Genomic DNA, 16,970 nt, shown 5'->3' with positions numbered 1-16,970 from the left:
CGCGGGTTGCGGCGTCGTTCACTGCCGTATAGGCAGCTTAGAAAATCGCAGAAAACGTGTTATCTGACATATCGCGGTTCACTGCCGTACAGGCAGTTAAGAAAGTTAAACGCGCCGAAAATCAGTAATAAAAAACTCATAGGCAACGCGGCCTAAAAAGCTGGTAGTCTGTTTGGCCGACTGCCCAATACTGTTTAGGAAACGCGATGTACCACATTGATGATTTCGATCTGAAAATCCTGACGCTGCTACAGACGAACGGCCGCCTGACCAATCAGGAACTGAGCGATCTGGTTGGGCTTTCCGCCTCGCAGTGTTCCCGCCGTCGCATCGCGCTAGAACAGGCACAGCTGATTCTCGGCTACCATGCCCGCCTGTCGCCGAACGCAGTCGGGTTGGAATGCCTAGGGTTAATTGAAGTGCGGTTGATCAACCATACCAGCGAATACGTTGAACGCTTTCACCAGATGCTGGGGGAAGTGGATGCCATCATCGACGCCTATAAAACCACGGGCGATGCCGATTATCTGTTAAAAGTCGCCGTGGCAGACCTGCCCGGACTCAGCACGCTGATTAGCCAGATTCTGTCGCAAAACAAGAGCGTCGCACACCTGAAAACCTCAGTGGTATTGAACCGCCTCAAAGAGAACGGTTTGATGATGCCAGAACTGCCTGCGTTGCCCTGAATTGGGGCAATCGCCTCTATTTGGTGCAAAAAAATGAGTACATCACGCAACAAAACCAATATAAACGCACGATTTAGCTAAATAAATAATAAAAAACGCATGAATCACGCATTACTTTCATTCATATAATTCAATACGTTGCTCTTATCGCAGGCAACATTACGCAGACGCCAGCCGCTAAGCAGCACTATCTGGTGCGATTCTTGCTTTGGTAAGCACATGTTTTTACGACAGTCTATTGAGTGCTCACCATGGATAACGTTATTCGCACACAAAAAATATCACACACGCTGCTGGAAGATATTCTGGCGATACTGATCGGCACGCTGATGGTATCGTTTGGCGTCATTCTGCTACGTCAGGCTGGCGCCCTCACCGGCGGCACCGCGGGCATCGCTTTTCTTATCCACTATCTGACCAACGTTTCCTTTGGCATCGCGTTTTTCCTGCTGAATCTGCCCTTCTATTATCTGGCCGTGCGCCGTATGGGGTGGGAATTCACGGTGAAAACGTTCTGCGCCGTCGGGCTGGTTTCTCTGTTTTCCGACCTGCATCCACTGTTCGTTCATTTCGATCAGCTCAACCCGTTTTACGCTACGCTGTTTGGCAATATCATCATCGGTATCGGCTTTGTGGTGCTGTTCCGTCATAAGGCCAGCCTCGGCGGCATGAATATTCTGGCGCTGTATCTTCAGGACAAATACGGCCTGCGGGCGGGAAAACTCCAGATGGGCGTTGATGTTGTGATTGTGCTGACTTCCCTGTTCGTGGTAAGCATACCGATGTTGATTGCTTCGATTCTGGGGGCAACCATTCTGAACCTGATTATCGCGATGAACCATCGCCCCGGCCGTTACGCGGCCTGATTATCCCCACCATCGTCGGGGTTGCGGTACCCATAAAAATGACACACTCAGGAGAGCTACACTGTGTTTCAAAACGTTGATACCTATGCCGGAGATCCTATCCTGTCTCTGATGGAAAAATTCAAACAGGATCCAAGAGCGGATAAGATCAATTTGAGTATCGGGCTCTACTACAACGAGCAGAATATTATCCCGCAGTTGCGCTCCGTCAGCGCGGCCGAAAGCAGCCTGAAACAGCCAGCGCAGAGCGCGAGCTCTTACCTACCGATGGAAGGGCTACAGCCTTACCGTACCGCGATCCAACAACTGCTATTTGGTGAAAACCACGCGGCGCTGGAATCGGGTCGCATCGCCACCATCCAGACGCTGGGCGGTTCCGGTGCACTGAAAGTCGGTGCAGATTTCCTGAAACGCTACTTCCCAACTTCAGAAGTGTGGGTCAGCGATCCAACATGGGAAAACCATATTGCGATCTTTGAGGGGGCGGGCTTTAACGTTCACACCTACCCGTATTTCGATGGCGAAAATCTGGGCGTGAAATTTGACGCCATGCTCGCCACGCTGCAAACGTTGCCGGCGCGCAGCATCGTGCTGCTGCACCCGTGCTGCCACAACCCGACCGGTTCCGACCTCACCACCGAACAGTGGGATCGCGTCATTGAAGTCATCATCCAGCGTGAGCTGATTCCGTTTATGGACATCGCCTATCAGGGCTTTGGCCTCGGGATTGAGCAGGATGCTTATGCGATTCGCGCCGTTGCCAGCGCAGGCGTTCCAGCACTCATCGCCAACTCGTTCTCCAAGATTTTCTCGCTGTATAGCGAGCGCGTTGGTGGCCTTTCCGTGGTGTGCGACGATGCCGACAGCGCACAGCGCGTGCTGGGTCAGTTAAAAGCGACCGTCCGTCGCAACTACTCTTCCCCACCGAATTTCGGCGCACAGGTCGTTTCTAAAGTCCTGAATGACGCGCAGTTGAACGCTGACTGGAAAGCGGAAGTCGAAGAGATGCGCACCCGTATTCTGAGCATGCGTCAGGAACTGGTTTCCGCATTGAAGAACGCGCTGCCGAACCGTAACTTCGATTACCTGCTCACCCAGCGCGGCATGTTCAGCTACACCGGATTCAGCCCGGAACAGGTTGATCGTCTGCGTGAAGAATTCGGCGTCTACCTGATCGCCAGCGGCCGTATGTGTATGGCGGGGCTGAACCACAGCAACGTCCAGCGCGTCGCCGCCGCTTTCGCCGCGATTCAGTAAATTGTAAATGACAACGCCACTGGCTTAACCGACTCACATGAGTGAACTCGCTTAACCCGGTGGCCTGTGTTTTCGGTTAACTATCGCTGTCGTGCTATCTGTTCTCTACACTCAGACTGACGGCAACACATCGACAAATCCGCCATGCTTTATCCCAACGAATAAAATATGACCCAGCTACGCTACCTGAACGGTTATCCCCCAGCAATTATTGCCCAAGTTCAAACACTCCTTGATCAAGGCAAACTCGGCCCGTGGCTGGAAAAAAAATACCCTGATCGCCATCCGATCCAGAGTGACAAGTCGCTCTATCAGTTTGTCGCCGAACTGAAACAGCGCTATCTAAAAAATGCTCCAGCAATATCAAAGGTGCTTTACGACAATAAACAGAACCCGATCAAAGGGACGCTGGGAACCAATACCTTTGTGGCACGCGTGCAGGGCGGAAAATTAAAGTCCAATAATGAAATCCGAATAGCGACGCTATTCCGTGACGGACCGGAAGATTTCCTGCGGATGATCGTGATACACGAACTCGCTCACCTCAAAGAAAAAGACCACAACAAGGCTTTCTACCAACTCTGCTGCCATATGGATCCTGACTACCATCAGTTGGAATTTGATATGCGAATCTGGCTGAACTGGCGAGAAATAAATTCAGGCGCGGTCTGAATTCACCTTTTATGATTGTTCGCTTTGCTTTGACGTTGCCTTAGCCGTATTATTTCCGAGCTGATGATTGATATATTTTCACTCAGTCTATTGATAAATTTTCTCATAAGGATTTGATATGGCTAATTTGATTTACGCCAGCATTAATGGTCAAAAACAGGGTTTAATATCATCGGGTTGCTCAACGCTAGACTCAATTGGTAATCGCTACCAAACGGGTCATGAAGATCAAATACAGGTATTAGGTTTAAACCATAGCATCAGCCGCGATCAGAATGTCGCTCATCATCCGATTCATTTTATTAAGCCAATCGATAAGTCATCCCCGTTATTAGGGATGGCAATCTCTTATAATGAAAAGGTCGATGTGACATTTTATTTTTATCGCGTCAATTCCGCTGGGCAGTTAGAACTTTATTATGAAGTCACCTTAACGGATGCGAGCATTGTTGATGTCACCTGTGTCTATCCGCACGTCATCGATAACAACGACATCATGCCGTATGAAAAAGTCCAGCTAAAATATAAAACCATAGCATGGAACCATAAGATCGCAGGCACGTCGGGTTATAGTATTTGGGAGGAAATGAGTCTCTAAAATTTATGACCTTTGATAACAAGCACACCTTATCATCAGATGTGCTTGTTATTCACCATTCATCACAAAGAGAAATATCTTTCACATACTTACTGGGAGCTATCCATGAGTTATTAGGACAGATTTTATAATCTTGATCATTAAGATTATATGATATATAAATTGATGAAAAAAAACTAACAACCGCACCAAATATAGCCACAATAGCTAATGAGTTAGCTAGTTTATTATTCATTTTAGGTACTTCATTTTTTATAGCTGAATAAAATGCCAAATATGAAAAATAAAACAACAAAGGTGATCCAAATACCATTAAACCAAGTTTCCATGAAAAAATGATCACATCACTTTTTTGTAAAAAACTCAAATATCCATTGAAGGAAATCCAGCTAATAAAACATGAGATACAAAAAAGAAAAACTGCAAAAGCGCCAACTAATGGCCTGTTTACCTTAACCACGGCTGTACCTCCCCCAAGCATGAAAAAGCATTCCCTCATACAATTTTTATTCTTTACAAAGAGCGGTGTCTTTCACATATTTATTGGGATCCATCCAGGATATTTTAGGGCAAACATTGTAACTCTTATTGCTAAGACTGTATGATATATACGCTGATGAAAAAAAGCTAAATATAGCACCAAAGATAAGGATTTTGACCAACCACTCGCCTAATTTATTATTGATCTTCACATGCTCATTTTTTATAGCAGAACAAAAACAAACATATGAAAAATAGAATGATAAAGGCATTCCAAAGATAGCAAGGCCAACTCTCCATGAAAAAACAATCACATCATCTAATTTAAACAATGATAAATATGCGCTTAAAGAAAACCAAGTTCCCCAGACGGAAAGGCATAAAAGAAAAACAGAAAACGCACCAATCAATGGTCTGTTTACTTTAACCACGACTGGCTCTCCTCCCATACATGAAAAAGCATACTCTTATGCTATTTTTACTCTTTACAAAGAGCGGTGTCTTTAACATATTTATTGGGATCCATCCAAGATATTTTAGGGCATATTTCATAACCATAATCTCTAAAATTATAAGACATGTAGAAAGATGAGAATGAGCTAACTACAGCACCAACGATCATTATTATAAATAACCCCCCTCCAAATTTATTATTAATTTTCGCCACTTTATTATTTATTGCGGAATAAAAAAATAAATATGAAAAATAGAATAGTAAAGGAGAACCAAATACCATCAACCCAACTTTCCATGAAAACACTATCACATCATTTAACTGTAAAATATCCAAATATGAATTAAAAGAAAACCAACCAGTAAAGCATGTCAATAGAAAAATAAAAACTGCAAATGCGCCAGCTAATGGTCTATTTACCTTAACCACGACCAACTCCCACAAATATACAAAACATACTCTCTTATCATTCTTTACTCCTTACAAATAACAATATCCTTTACATATTTACTGGGATCCATCCAGGATATTTTAGGGCAGGTCGTATATCCCTTTTCATTCAGAGTATAAGATATATATATAGATGAAATAAAACTAATTATGACACCAAAAATAAAAACAATTATTAATGTATTTGATAATTTACCATTCATTTTAATAGGTTTGTTTTTTATTGCAGATAAAAAACCAAAATAAGAAAAATAAAATATTATGGGCGAACCGAATACCATTAGACCAAGCATCCATGAAAAAATTATTATATCACTTGACTGAAAAAAATCCACATATCCACTTAAAGAAAACCAACTAATAAAACATGACAGAAAAAAAAGAAAAACTGAATATGTGAAAAAAAATGGCCTATTTATCTTAACCACGACTATATCGCCCCCACGCATGGAAAAACTGATCAGGATGATATGGAGTATATTGTTTTTTATGTGACTTTAAATTTTTTATTATCGTTTCACTTATTTTATATTTATTATCTAACCAGAATAATGAAAAACCCACGGCAAATCCAACTATAAATATACCACAAGCAATAAGAACAACACTGCCTCCAGTGACCATAGCTGTAGTAGCTAATGTTTTCGCTCCCCAGGCTGCTCCAATAGATACCGCTAGTTTTGCCGCATCCATTGTTAGATTAACAAAGAAATCGGTTAGTTCGTATTCATCCTTCAACATCAACTCAATGGCTCGATAAGCACCTGAAAACACAATACAGAACCTTGCTCCTGCCGCAATACCACTTTCAATCCCTTTGGTACCTATCCCTATGTCGAGTATTTTATGGTTACTGACTAAATATCGGGTGGCATCTAAATACTTTCTTACCCCCGGATAGCCAGATAATTTTATATACTTACTGCCATTCTTCCCGACATATTCCGTTGCCGTTACGCCGAACCCTTTCATCTCCATCACGATTCTGCTCACAGATACTGCTTCTGCAATATTCCCAGCAAACGATGAAGTAGGATCGGTACAGCCAAATATCGCTGTTTTCCAAGAGTCATTAGGGTTTGGTGTACATAACGTCTTTAAAAAATACGTTGCTTCCTGCGCAGTCAATATGGCATGAATGTTATCGTTATTTATTTCATTTAGTTGAGCATGTAATTTCTGATAGTTAATATCTGCATGCTGCTTTTTAAAATCAAGATGATCTTCTAACCGATAGTCATCATCCACAAGCGTTTTTAAAACCGGATCGTATTTCACAGTCACTCACTCCCTTGAATTTGACTTAAGTCAACGAACTATTTCCCTGTAAGGGTACTTTAACGGAAAAATGATGATTTTTAAATATTAATAATACCCAATACACAATTTGCATTCCCTTAAAAAGAAACTTATTACTTAAAAACGTTACGAAATAAGGTCATCAATATGCGTTATTTAAGGGGGTGAGCGCTGGCGCAGTACTACCTCGATAATAGCCAGACAACAGCGCTTAAGGTCGTGGATAAACTGCCTGTGCGGCAGTGAACAAATGCCATCCGGCCAGTCATTGCAGTACGCCTTTCTAAGCTGCCTATGCGGCAGTGAACAATTCCCAGCGTGTGCTGCAATATTTCCATTTTTTCTAAGCTGCCTATACGGCAGTGAACCAATAATCGCTACACGCTCATCGTCAGTCATTTTTCTAAGCTGCCTATACGGCAGTGAACGGCTCGGGCGCAGGTCTGCTGGCTCTCAATCATTTCTAAGCTGCCTATACGGCAGTGAACCACGTCTGTGCCAGGCTCTGACGAAACAAAATTTTCTAAGCTGCCTATACGGCAGTGAACACTGCACGTTTGTACCAGCGTTAACCGTTGCTTTTCTAAGCTGCCTATACGGCAGTGAACATCAGGTTAAGTGGATTGAGGATGTCGCAGCTTTTCTAAGCTGCCTATACGGCAGTGAACATCCATGGCGTGCTCTATATCCACAGGCAGAATTTCTAAGCTGCCTATCCGGCAGTGAACTTTCTGATTTCACCTTACCCGCAGAGCACGACTTTCTAAGCTGCCTATACGGCAGTGAACTTAGCAATGCATGCAAAATCTAAAAAGCAGATTTTCTAAGCTGCCTATACGGCAGTGAACCACACTAAATCCCTCTTAATGTGAGTTATCCTTTTCTAAGCTGCCTATACGGCAGTGAACTTAATACCTGCCAGCGCTACCGAGTCCGCACTTTTCTAAGCTGCCTATACGGCAGTGAACCTGCTTGTGAATGTTTTCTTCGTTGTATCTGATTTCTAAGCTGCCTATACGGCAGTGAACTAGGTGGCGGTGCTGGCGGTGGCGCAGCCGGATTTCTAAGCTGCCTATACGGCAGTGAACCTGGTGTCGTACTCCAGCCGTCCGCTGGTGATTTTCTAAGCTGCCTATACGGCAGTGAACGGAAGGGGTTTCTACTCGTACAGCTCGTCGCTTTTCTAAGCTGCCTATACGGCAGTGAACTCACGTTACCACCGCGCCCCTTTCTGGATATCTTTCTAAGCTGCCTATACGGCAGTGAACATTTTGTGAGCCACACAATGAGGATGTTCTGTTTTCTAAGCTGCCTATACGGCAGTGAACCTGACCTGCTGTATATCTGAAACTGCGTCGCGTTTCTAAGCTGCCTATACGGCAGTGAACGGCGTGTTCCAGACGATTCTTGGTGCCGCACTTTTCTAAGCTGCCTATACGGCAGTGAACCGTTGCCAGATCACTCTAACGATTTGTTTTATTAGCAGCAATTGCCGTTTTCGCCACAAAAACCCTTTTTTTCAGCTCAGCGGTAACTCGTTGATTGTTAAGCCTGTGAAATAGGCCAAAGAAAAAGGGTCTGCGTCTCGGTAATATTTTTTGCAGTCATCATTTTTTATATACGGCTGTGATAGTCTGATTTCCGTTAGTTTTCTGAAGATTACATTTTTTCTTATTAAATAATTAGCTTGCGATTTATTTCGCTGGCGTCACAGCTATTATCGATTGCGGCAGAAAATACACTATGGATAACGCCTTTAGCCCTTCGGACTTAAAAACCATTCTTCATTCCAAACGCGCCAATGTTTATTACCTCCAGCATTGCCGCATTCTCGTTAACGGTGGCCGTGTCGAATATGTCACGGAAGAAGGAAACCAGTCTCTGTACTGGAATATCCCCATCGCCAATACCAGCGTTGTGATGCTGGGGACCGGCACCTCCGTCACACAGGCCGCGATGCGTGAATTCGCCAGAGCAGGTGTAATGGTCGGTTTTTGTGGCGGCGGCGGTACACCGCTGTTTGCGGCCAACGAGGCGGAAGTGGCAGTATCCTGGCTATCGCCGCAGAGCGAATATCGGCCAACCGAATATTTGCAGGATTGGGTCAGCTTTTGGTTCGATGATGAGAAAAGACTGGCCGCCGCCATCGCTTTCCAACAGGTGCGGATAACACAAATTCGTCAGCACTGGCAGGGCTCTCGCCTGTCCCGCGAATCCCGCTTTACCTTTAAGGCCGACCATCTTCAGGCGCTTCTTGATCGCTATGAAAAAGGGCTAACCGACTGCCGCACCAGCAATGACGTGCTGGTGCAGGAAGCGATGATGACCAAAGCCCTGTACAAACTGGCCGCCAATGCCGTGAGCTATGGCGATTTTACTCGTGCCAAACGCGGCGGTGGCACCGACCTGGCTAACCGCTTTCTCGATCACGGTAATTATCTGGCTTACGGGCTGGCTGCCGTCGCGACATGGGTGCTGGGTCTGCCGCACGGATTAGCGGTGTTGCACGGTAAAACTCGCCGCGGCGGGCTGGTATTCGACGTCGCCGATTTAATTAAGGACGCACTCGTACTGCCTCAGGCGTTTATTGCCGCGATGGAAGGCGAAGATGAGCAAGAATTTCGTCAGCGCTGCCTGACCGCATTTCAACAATCCGAGGCGCTGGATGTGATGATCGGCAGCTTACAGGATGTCGCCAGCACGCTGAGTCAGGTGGGTCGATGAATATTCTGCTGATTTCAGAATGCAATAAGCGCGCGCTGGTCGAAACTCGCCGGATACTGGATCAGTTTGCCGAACGCAAGGGCGAGCGCACGTGGCAAACCGCTATTACGCAGGAAGGGCTGAACACGCTACGCAAGCTGCTGCGCAAAACAGCACGTCGTAATACGGCCGTCGCCTGTCACTGGGTTCGCAGTGCGAATCATACTGAACTGCTGTGGATCGTCGGTAATTTACGGCGTTTTAATGCACAAGGGAGCGTGCCGACCAACACCACCAGCCGCGATATTCTGCGCGCGAAAGATGAAAACCCGTGGCACAGCGCCGAGGTGTTTAGCCTGCTGGCGGCCATTGCCGGGTTATTCCACGATGTCGGCAAGGCGAATGCGCTATTCCAGTCAGGGTTGAGCGGCACAGGCCCACGCGGCCAACCGTATCGCCATGAGTGGGTATCGCTGCGGCTGTTTCAGGCCTTCGTGGGGGAGCAAGACGACAAAGGCTGGTTAACCGCGCTCAGTAGCATCACTTCGGAAGCCGAAATCGCTTTACTTGCCAGCCTAAAGCAAGATACGCCAGCAGTGAACGACACGCCATTTCTGACCCTGCCGCCGCTAGCGCAAGTTATCGCCTGGCTGATTGTGTCGCACCATCGGCTGCCGGTGTTTAACAAATCGACAGAGCTTGCCCCCAACAGCAGTGAACCGCAGCTCAACTATGCAGAGACATGGTTAACCGGCCATCTCTCGGCACAATGGAATGCACTCAATCATTGCAAGACCGATGTTACGCCGTCCGATCTTGAGCGAAACTGGCAGTTTCCGCATGGCACGCCGCTACGCAGCAGCGTCTGGCGTGAGAAAGCACACAAGTTTGCGGGTCGAGCGCTAAAACTCCCCTCATTCATGCATTTCGCTCAGTTAGATCAACGGTTGACCGTGCATCTGGCTCGTCTCGCACTCATGCTGGCTGACCATCATTATTCAGCAGGCGCGGCAACGGTTGGCTGGCAGGATATGGCTTATTCCGTCTGGGCTAACACCGATCGCAAAACGGGGGAATATAAACAGAGGCTGGATGAACACTGCGTCGGCGTCGGGCAGAATGCTCTGCTGCTGGGACGCAGCCTGCCACACCTGCGCGAAACGCTACCCGCGATTACTCGCCACAAAGGATTCCGTCAGCGCAGCGCCCACCCGCGCTTTCGCTGGCAGGATCGCGCATTCGATCTTGCCTGTTCCATTCGTGAAGCCAGCAAGCAGCATGGCTTTTTCGGCGTCAACATGGCCTCGACAGGCCGGGGGAAAACCTTCGCTAATGCCCGAATTATGTATGGCTTGTCGGACGAGTCTATCGGCTGTCGTTTCTCTGTCGCGCTGGGGTTACGCACGCTGACGCTACAAACCGGTGATGCACTACGGCAGCGCTTGAAGCTGGATGAAGACGATTTAGCGGTGCTGATTGGTTCACAGGCCGTACAAGATCTCCATGAAATGCAGTTGGAAAATGAAGCGCGCCAGCAGAACACACCGCAGACGGGTAGTGAATCCGCCGATCCGCTGTTCTCTGAACATCAGTATGTTCGTTACGATGGCTCGCTGGACGATGGCAGGTTAAAGACGTGGCTGGAACGTAGCCCCACCCTGCATCAATTACTGAGTGCACCGGTGCTGATCACCACCATCGATCACCTGATGCCCGCAACGGAAAGTCTACGCGGCGGCCACCAGATTGCCCCGATGCTACGGCTATTGACCTCCGATCTGGTGCTAGATGAACCGGATGATTTTGGACTGGAAGATCTTCCCGCGCTCTGCCGACTGGTGAACTGGGCGGGAATGCTGGGATCGCGTGTTCTACTTTCCTCGGCCACGTTGCCACCCGCGTTAATTCGCGCGTTGTTCGGAGCCTATCTTGATGGCCGTGCCGCCTGGCAACAGGCTTACGGCACACCGAATACGCCGCTGAACGTGTGCTGCGGCTGGTTTGATGAATTTGATTGTCAGCATGAGCAGTATGGCGACGTGAAAGACTTCATGACCCAGCACGATGCCTTCATTCAGCAGCGGCTGAAGAATCTTGCCAAAGATGAACTTCCGCTTCGGCTGGCTTCGATTGTTCCCATTAGTAGCCCAAGTAAAAATGTGGACGATGTGCATCTGGCCGTCGCGCAGGCGATCCACCCACTGCTACGCGATTTGCACTTACAGCACCATCAGAAACACAAGAACGGCAAAGCCGTTTCTCTGGGGCTGGTCAGAATGGCGAATATCAATCCGCTGGTTGCCGTCGCCCGCCAGCTACTTGCTATACCCTCGCCGCCGGACACCTGTATTCATTACTGCATTTATCACAGCCAACATCCGCTGGCGATGCGTTCCTATATTGAGCAGCGGCTTGATGCCGCACTGATGCGTAACGACGCCGATGCGCTGTGGCAGGTGGCGGAGATTCGTCAGGCGATAGAAAACGCGCCGCAGCAGCATCATATCTTTGTGGTGTTAGCGACCTCGGTCGCCGAAGTCGGTAGAGATCATGATTACGACTGGGCGATTGTCGAGCCCAGCTCAATGCGTTCGTTTATTCAGCTTGCCGGACGAATATTACGCCATCGACAGGATGAACAGCATGTGCCTAAAACGCCGAATATCACCCTACTTAGCCACAATATTCGCGCGCTGAGAGGTGAAGACGTCGCGTACTGTAAACCTGGGTTTGAATCTAACGATGAACCACTAACCACACATGACCTTCGTCAGCTATTGCAGGAGGAGGACTACCGTCATCTCAACGCCGCACCGCGTATTGTGCAACCGGCGGCCCTCACCAAGCCGTTTTCACTGGTGGCGTTAGAACATGCTGTTTTAGGAAAAACGCTGCTTGGCCTCAAAAATCAAAAGCTCGATGACCTGAAACGCCCGCCCGCTGCGTTTTGGTGGCGCGCACATCCGCACTGGAACGGTGAACTCCAACGGCGTACGCCGTTTCGTCAATCGGCAAAAGATGAACCGTACACCCTGTGGATCGCCGACGACGATGAAGATGCCGTTTTCATGATTCCGGACGACGGCCCCAACAAGTGGAAGCAAAGCGATGTTATCCGCCCCACGTCACTGCACATGGCAGAAGGCGTTTGTGCGTGGATCGATCCCGACTACCACGCGTTGTATCAACGGCTGGCGGACGAGAAACAGTGGGAACTCAAACGGGTTAGCGCCCGCTTCGGCGAAATTCGCCTGCGGGAAGACGAGGAAAAAGACTGGCTCTGGCATCCACTGCTGGGGGTGTTTGCACTGTGACAAGAATAACAATAGGAGGAGGAATGGCAGAAAACAGGCTGACACAGTTCATCGTGTCCTACGTGACGAATCGAAAGCAGGCCAAGCTGGATGCGTTCGATAAAGAGGCAGAGAAGAAATGTGCAGCGCTCAGCGGCGAAGCGTTAGCCGCAGAGGAATTGGAGCTGGCCGAGAAGCGGCGAGAGATCGAGCAAAAACATGAGGTTCGCGCTTGGTTAACCAATGCCGCCAGCCGCGCCGGGCAAATCAGCTTGGTCACCCACGCGCTGAAATATACTCACAGCGATGCTAAAGGCAGCAGCATCTTTAGCGCTGAAGCGGCAGCAGATGCTAGAACGCTTTCCACCGCGACATTGGCACAACCTGCTATTGATGTAGTGGGAAACGCAGCCGTATTGGATGTTGCTGGGCTGTTACAGACCGAGCACGAAGGTGATTCGCTGGTCGTAGCCTTACAGCGTGGTGACCACCGCGCACTGGAAGCGCTGGCAGAAAGCCCCGAACAGTTCGCATTGTGGCTGGCAGGCTTTCAGAAGGTCTTTACCGATCGACAGCCCAGCTCACATAAGTTGGCCAAGCAGATCTATTTCCCACTCGAAAGCGGTGAATACCATCTGCTCAGCCCACTTTACTCCTCGTCGCTGGCACAAGCACTTCATCAGCGTATTAATGCCGTGCGTTTTGGCGATGAGGCAAAAGCGATTCGTCAGGCGCAAAAAGCAAACCAGTGGCACGAACAGCTATCTATCAGCTACCCCAATCTGGCAGTACAGAATAGGGGAGGTTCTAATAAGCAAAATATTTCATCTTTGAATGTCACACGTAATGGCCGTTCCTATTTGCTCAGCAGTGCCCCACCGCAGTGGAACAGCGTTGAAAAACCACCGCAGCAGCATGAATCCATTTTCCGCCCACGCGGCGAGGTGGACTATCACACCCGAGCGACATTAGCGCAGATGCAGCGCTTTCTGCTTAGCGTCAAAGAGGTGGAAAACAATCGCGACATTCGTCAACAGCGCTTGCATTACCTCGACCAGTTGATCGATCAGCTCTTCTTTTATGTCACCAGCGTGCAAAATCTGCCTTCCGGCTGGAGCGCAGAATCTGAACTGAAACGCGCCCAGCAGCTATGGCTCGATCCCTATCGTGCAGAAACAGATACGGTTTTCCGCCGCGAGCGTGAAGCAGGAGACTGGCAAAAAGCCGTGGCCTACGATTTTGGCCGCTGGCTGAACCGCCGACTCAAGCATGAAACGTTGATCTTCGGCGAAGTCGAACGCCGCGAATGGTCTACCGCTGCGCTATTCAAGCGCCGGATGCGTGAAATGGAAAGCGCACTGAAAGAGGATCTGGCATGAGCACGCTGATTATTCTGCATCGTATCAAAGTCGAAAACGCTAACGCCATTGCCGGGCTGACCTACGGTTTTCCCGCTATTACGCACTTTCTTGGTTTTACCCATGCGCTGTCGCGTAAATTGCAGGCCAGCCACGGGTTGACGCTGGACGGCTGCGGCGTGGTGAGCCATCAACATCAGCTACACGCCTATGGCTCCAGTTGGGAACGGAGCTTCGCTCTGACCCGCAACCCACTGACCAAAGAAGCGAAAACCGCCGCCTTCAATGAAGAAGGCCGTATGCACATGACCGTTTCGCTGCTAATCCGCTGCGAGGGACAGATCCCAGCGGATACCACGGCATTGCGTGATTTCCTCACCCAGCAGGCACAGTGCCAGCGGCTAGCGGGCGGCACGATTGTCGATATCGAGCGCGTTACCATTCAGTCATTACCCAGCGACGCAGCGGAAACCCGTAAAGTTATGCGCCGTTTGTTACCTGGCTTTGTACTAAAAGATCGCACATCGCTACTGCATGACCATTTCCAGACGCTACAGCAGGACAATCCACACGCGGAACTGATCGATGCCTGGCTGGATTTCGCCGCGTTAAAAATGCGGGCAGAGCGCGATCCCAACGGGAGCAGTGTACAGTGGCAATACCAGCCCAAACCTGGTGGTGGCGGCTTCCTAATCCCGCTAATGATCGGTTACCGTGCCATTTCGCCGCTTTATGCCCCCGGTGAAGTCGATAAAACCCGCGATCCGCACACGCCATTCTGTTTTGCCGAAGCCGCCTACGGCATCGGGGAATGGCAAGGCGCGCACCGTATCAGCGATATCCGCCAGATACTCTGGGAGTACGACTATCAGAACGGCGATTATCACTGCCGCCAATTAGTGGATACTGATTCAACAGCAGAAGACACTTCCTACGAATTCGATGACTAAAAAGGACGACATCATGGCAAAAGCACCAACAAGTTTAAAAACTGCATCGGTACTGGCTTTTGAACGCAAGCTGGCGAATTCGGACGCGGTAATGTACGCAGGTAACTGGGCGCAGCAGGATAACTGGACGCCGATTGCCATTCAGGAGAAATCGGTGCGCGGGACGATCTCCAACCGCCTGAAAAATGCCCTCACCAGCGACCCAGCCAAACTGGATGCAGAAATCCAGAAAGCCAACCTGCAAACCGTAGACGTTGCCGCCCTTCCCTTCGGAGCCGATACCCTGAAAGTCGTGTTTACCCTGCGGGTACTCGGTAATCTGGCGCAGCCCTCGGTCTGTAACGATCAGGACTATCAAACCGCGCTGGGTAGCATCATCACCAGATACGCTCAGGATCAAGGTTTTGGCACACTGGCGGCACGCTATGCGGAGAACATCGCAAACGGTCGTTTTGTGTGGCGCAACCGCGTCGGGGCGGAAGCCATTCGCGTGGTGGTTACCACAGGCGAGCTGCGTTGGGAATTCAATGGTGAAGACTATTCGCTGCGCCAATTCAGCCAGCCAACGGGTGACCTTGCCGCATTAGCACAGGCGATTGAGCAAGGGCTGGCGGGTGACGCCTCGGCACTTTTCACCGTGGAAGCCTACGTACAGCTCGGCAACGGGCAGGAAGTCTTCCCTTCTCAGGAACTGGTGCTCGATGAAAAAGCGCGTAACGGCAAGAGCAAGATTCTCTATCAGGTGAATGACGTCGCCGCCATTCACTCGCAGAAAATCGGTAACGCGCTGCGCACCGTTGATGACTGGTATCCCGCCGCCGATGAAGCAGGCCCGATTGCCGTCGAGCCTTACGGTTCCGTGACCAGCCGAGGTAAAGCCTACCGCCAGCCCAAAGATAAAATGGATTTTTACACGCTGCTGGATAACTGGGTGATTAAAGGCGATGTTCCTGCACCGGAGCAGCAGCACTATGTGATCGCCACGCTGATTCGCGGCGGTGTGTTTGGTGAAAAAGGCGAATAAGGTGGCGGTATGGATCACTACATTGATATTCGCGTCCAACCCGATCCTGAGTTCACTGCCTCGCAGCTCTTGAACGCGCTATTTGCCAAACTGCACCGGGCGCTCGGACAGGTGGCGGATGGCAAGATTGGGATCAGCTTTCCCCAAGTGGGTAAAACGCTGGGGGAATGCCTGCGGCTGCACGGTACAAAAGAGGCGCTCTCTACACTGAAGCAAACGGCCTGGCTGAAAGGATTGCGGGATTACACGCAGGTTTCTGCGTGTACAGCCGTACCTAACGGTGTGAAATTTCGCACCGTGCGCCGCGTTCAGCTCAAGAGCAGCGCCGAACGGTTGCGCCGACGCTCAGTCAGCAAAGGCTGGCTGACGGAAGCGGAAGCCGCAGCACGGATTCCCGACGCGGTGGAAAAACGCAGCGCACTGCCGTTTGTGCAAATCAAAAGCTTGTCCAACGGCCAGATGTTTTTCGTGTTTGTGGAACATGGCCCGCTACAGGACATCCCTGTCGCTGGCCGCTTCTCTTCCTACGGTTTAAGCGCAGAAGCCACCGTTCCGTGGTTCTAACCCTTTTTTAGCGGCCAACTGCAAGCTATTGATTTTTAATTGCAGTTGGTCGCCCTAATAAAAAAGGGTTTTGCGCCAAAAAAGCCATATTCTCTTTAACAATCTGGTGGTTAGCGTAAAACCTTAACGGTTCACTGCCGCATAGGCAGCTTAGAAATGCCCGTTTCTGAACGTGTTATGTCATTCAATGTTCACTGCCGCATAGGCAGCTTAGAAAAGCCCAGCGAGCAATGATTTCACGACTCTAAAGTTCACTGCCGCATAGGCAGCTTAGAAAATGGAAGAGTAGCGCTTGCTGGCTATGGTGCGTTCACTG

General features: G+C 49.4%; 16 protein-coding genes and 2 CRISPR repeat arrays (1 of these 18 only partly in view). Of the genes, 11 read left to right on the top strand and 5 right to left on the bottom strand.

Translation table 11 applies throughout. The features are described 5' to 3' along the window. Nucleotides 1–104: a CRISPR direct-repeat array (repeat unit 28 nt; unit sequence GTTCACTGCCGTATAGGCAGCTTAGAAA); it reaches 1,065 nt to the left of the window's first position. Nucleotides 105–206: 102 nt separating this feature from the next. The 5 genes from JFY74_04260 (at nt 207) to JFY74_04240 (ending at nt 4,079) form a co-directional block, all read left to right on the top strand. After that, a complete protein-coding gene (locus JFY74_04260) occupies nt 207–686 on the top strand; it encodes an Lrp/AsnC family transcriptional regulator (protein QQG29286.1) in 480 nt (159 codons plus the stop codon). 251 nt (nt 687–937) lie between these two features. After that, on the top strand, nt 938–1,552 hold the full coding sequence (locus JFY74_04255) for a YitT family protein (GenBank protein QQG29285.1): 615 nt from the start codon (nt 938–940) through the stop codon (nt 1,550–1,552). Nucleotides 1,553–1,615: 63 nt separating this feature from the next. Continuing rightward, nucleotides 1,616–2,809 (top strand): aspartate/tyrosine/aromatic aminotransferase, encoded by a 1,194-nt coding sequence (locus JFY74_04250; GenBank protein ID QQG29284.1) that lies wholly within the window; start codon nt 1,616–1,618, stop codon nt 2,807–2,809. 168 nt (nt 2,810–2,977) lie between these two features. Then, on the top strand, nt 2,978–3,481 hold the full coding sequence (locus JFY74_04245; GenBank protein ID QQG29283.1) for a M48 family metallopeptidase: 504 nt from the start codon (nt 2,978–2,980) through the stop codon (nt 3,479–3,481). A 118-nt stretch (nt 3,482–3,599) separates the two neighbouring features. Next, nucleotides 3,600–4,079, top strand: a complete 480-nt coding sequence (locus JFY74_04240; GenBank protein ID QQG29282.1) for an Hcp family type VI secretion system effector — start codon at nt 3,600–3,602, stop codon at nt 4,077–4,079. Nucleotides 4,080–4,131: 52 nt separating this feature from the next. On the opposite strand, the gene JFY74_04235 is transcribed toward JFY74_04240, so the two are convergent. The 5 genes from JFY74_04235 to JFY74_04215 are packed head-to-tail and all read right to left on the bottom strand — an operon-like array spanning nt 4,132 to nt 6,741. Continuing rightward, nucleotides 4,132–4,539, bottom strand: coding sequence for a DUF1240 domain-containing protein (locus JFY74_04235; protein ID QQG29281.1), 408 nt, complete (start codon nt 4,537–4,539; stop codon nt 4,132–4,134). A 46-nt stretch (nt 4,540–4,585) separates the two neighbouring features. Then, nucleotides 4,586–4,990, bottom strand: coding sequence for a DUF1240 domain-containing protein (locus JFY74_04230; protein ID QQG29280.1), 405 nt, complete (start codon nt 4,988–4,990; stop codon nt 4,586–4,588). Between the two features lie 47 nt (nt 4,991–5,037). Beyond that, complete coding sequence (locus tag JFY74_04225; protein ID QQG29279.1) at nt 5,038–5,442, bottom strand: DUF1240 domain-containing protein; 405 nt, start codon at nt 5,440–5,442, stop codon at nt 5,038–5,040. A 44-nt stretch (nt 5,443–5,486) separates the two neighbouring features. After that, complete coding sequence (locus JFY74_04220) at nt 5,487–5,891, bottom strand: DUF1240 domain-containing protein (GenBank protein QQG29278.1); 405 nt, start codon at nt 5,889–5,891, stop codon at nt 5,487–5,489. After that, the gene (locus JFY74_04215; GenBank protein ID QQG29277.1) at nt 5,884–6,741 is read right to left on the bottom strand and encodes a hypothetical protein; all 858 of its coding nucleotides are present in this window, start codon (nt 6,739–6,741) and stop codon (nt 5,884–5,886) included. The genes JFY74_04220 and JFY74_04215 overlap by 8 nt, the downstream gene beginning before the upstream one ends. Nucleotides 6,742–6,982: 241 nt before the next feature. Continuing rightward, nucleotides 6,983–8,210: a CRISPR direct-repeat array (repeat unit 28 nt; unit sequence TTTCTAAGCTGCCTATACGGCAGTGAAC). Nucleotides 8,211–8,505: 295 nt separating this feature from the next. On the opposite strand from JFY74_04215, the gene cas1f reads away from it, so the two are divergent. From cas1f to cas6f, 6 genes are read left to right on the top strand one after another with little or no spacing between them, the layout of a single operon-like run. Next, nucleotides 8,506–9,486 carry a type I-F CRISPR-associated endonuclease Cas1 gene (gene cas1f, locus JFY74_04210; protein QQG29276.1) on the top strand — a complete coding sequence of 327 codons (981 nt, stop codon included), beginning with the start codon at nt 8,506–8,508 and terminating at the stop codon, nt 9,484–9,486. Beyond that, nucleotides 9,483–12,779: a type I-F CRISPR-associated helicase Cas3 gene (gene cas3f, locus JFY74_04205; protein QQG29275.1), complete on the top strand. Its 3,297-nt coding sequence runs from the start codon at nt 9,483–9,485 to the stop codon at nt 12,777–12,779. The genes cas1f and cas3f overlap by 4 nt, the downstream gene beginning before the upstream one ends. A 23-nt stretch (nt 12,780–12,802) precedes the next feature. Next, nucleotides 12,803–14,137 carry a type I-F CRISPR-associated protein Csy1 gene (gene csy1 / locus JFY74_04200; protein QQG29274.1) on the top strand — a complete coding sequence of 445 codons (1,335 nt, stop codon included), beginning with the start codon at nt 12,803–12,805 and terminating at the stop codon, nt 14,135–14,137. Further along, entirely contained in the window at nt 14,134–15,066 is a 933-nt protein-coding gene (csy2, locus tag JFY74_04195; protein QQG29273.1) for a type I-F CRISPR-associated protein Csy2, read from the top strand. Before csy1 ends, csy2 begins: the two co-directional genes overlap by 4 nt. 13 nt (nt 15,067–15,079) lie before the next feature. Continuing rightward, entirely contained in the window at nt 15,080–16,090 is a 1,011-nt protein-coding gene (csy3, locus tag JFY74_04190) for a type I-F CRISPR-associated protein Csy3 (protein ID QQG29272.1), read from the top strand. 9 nt (nt 16,091–16,099) lie between these two features. Beyond that, on the top strand, nt 16,100–16,654 hold the full coding sequence (gene cas6f, locus JFY74_04185) for a type I-F CRISPR-associated endoribonuclease Cas6/Csy4 (GenBank protein QQG29271.1): 555 nt from the start codon (nt 16,100–16,102) through the stop codon (nt 16,652–16,654). The last annotated feature ends 316 nt before the right edge of the window (nt 16,655–16,970 follow it).

It is taken from the genome of Pectobacterium carotovorum, assembly GCA_016415585.1.
GTDB lineage: Bacteria > Pseudomonadota > Gammaproteobacteria > Enterobacterales > Enterobacteriaceae > Pectobacterium > Pectobacterium carotovorum_K.
This window is presented reverse-complemented; position numbering and strand designations above follow the sequence as displayed.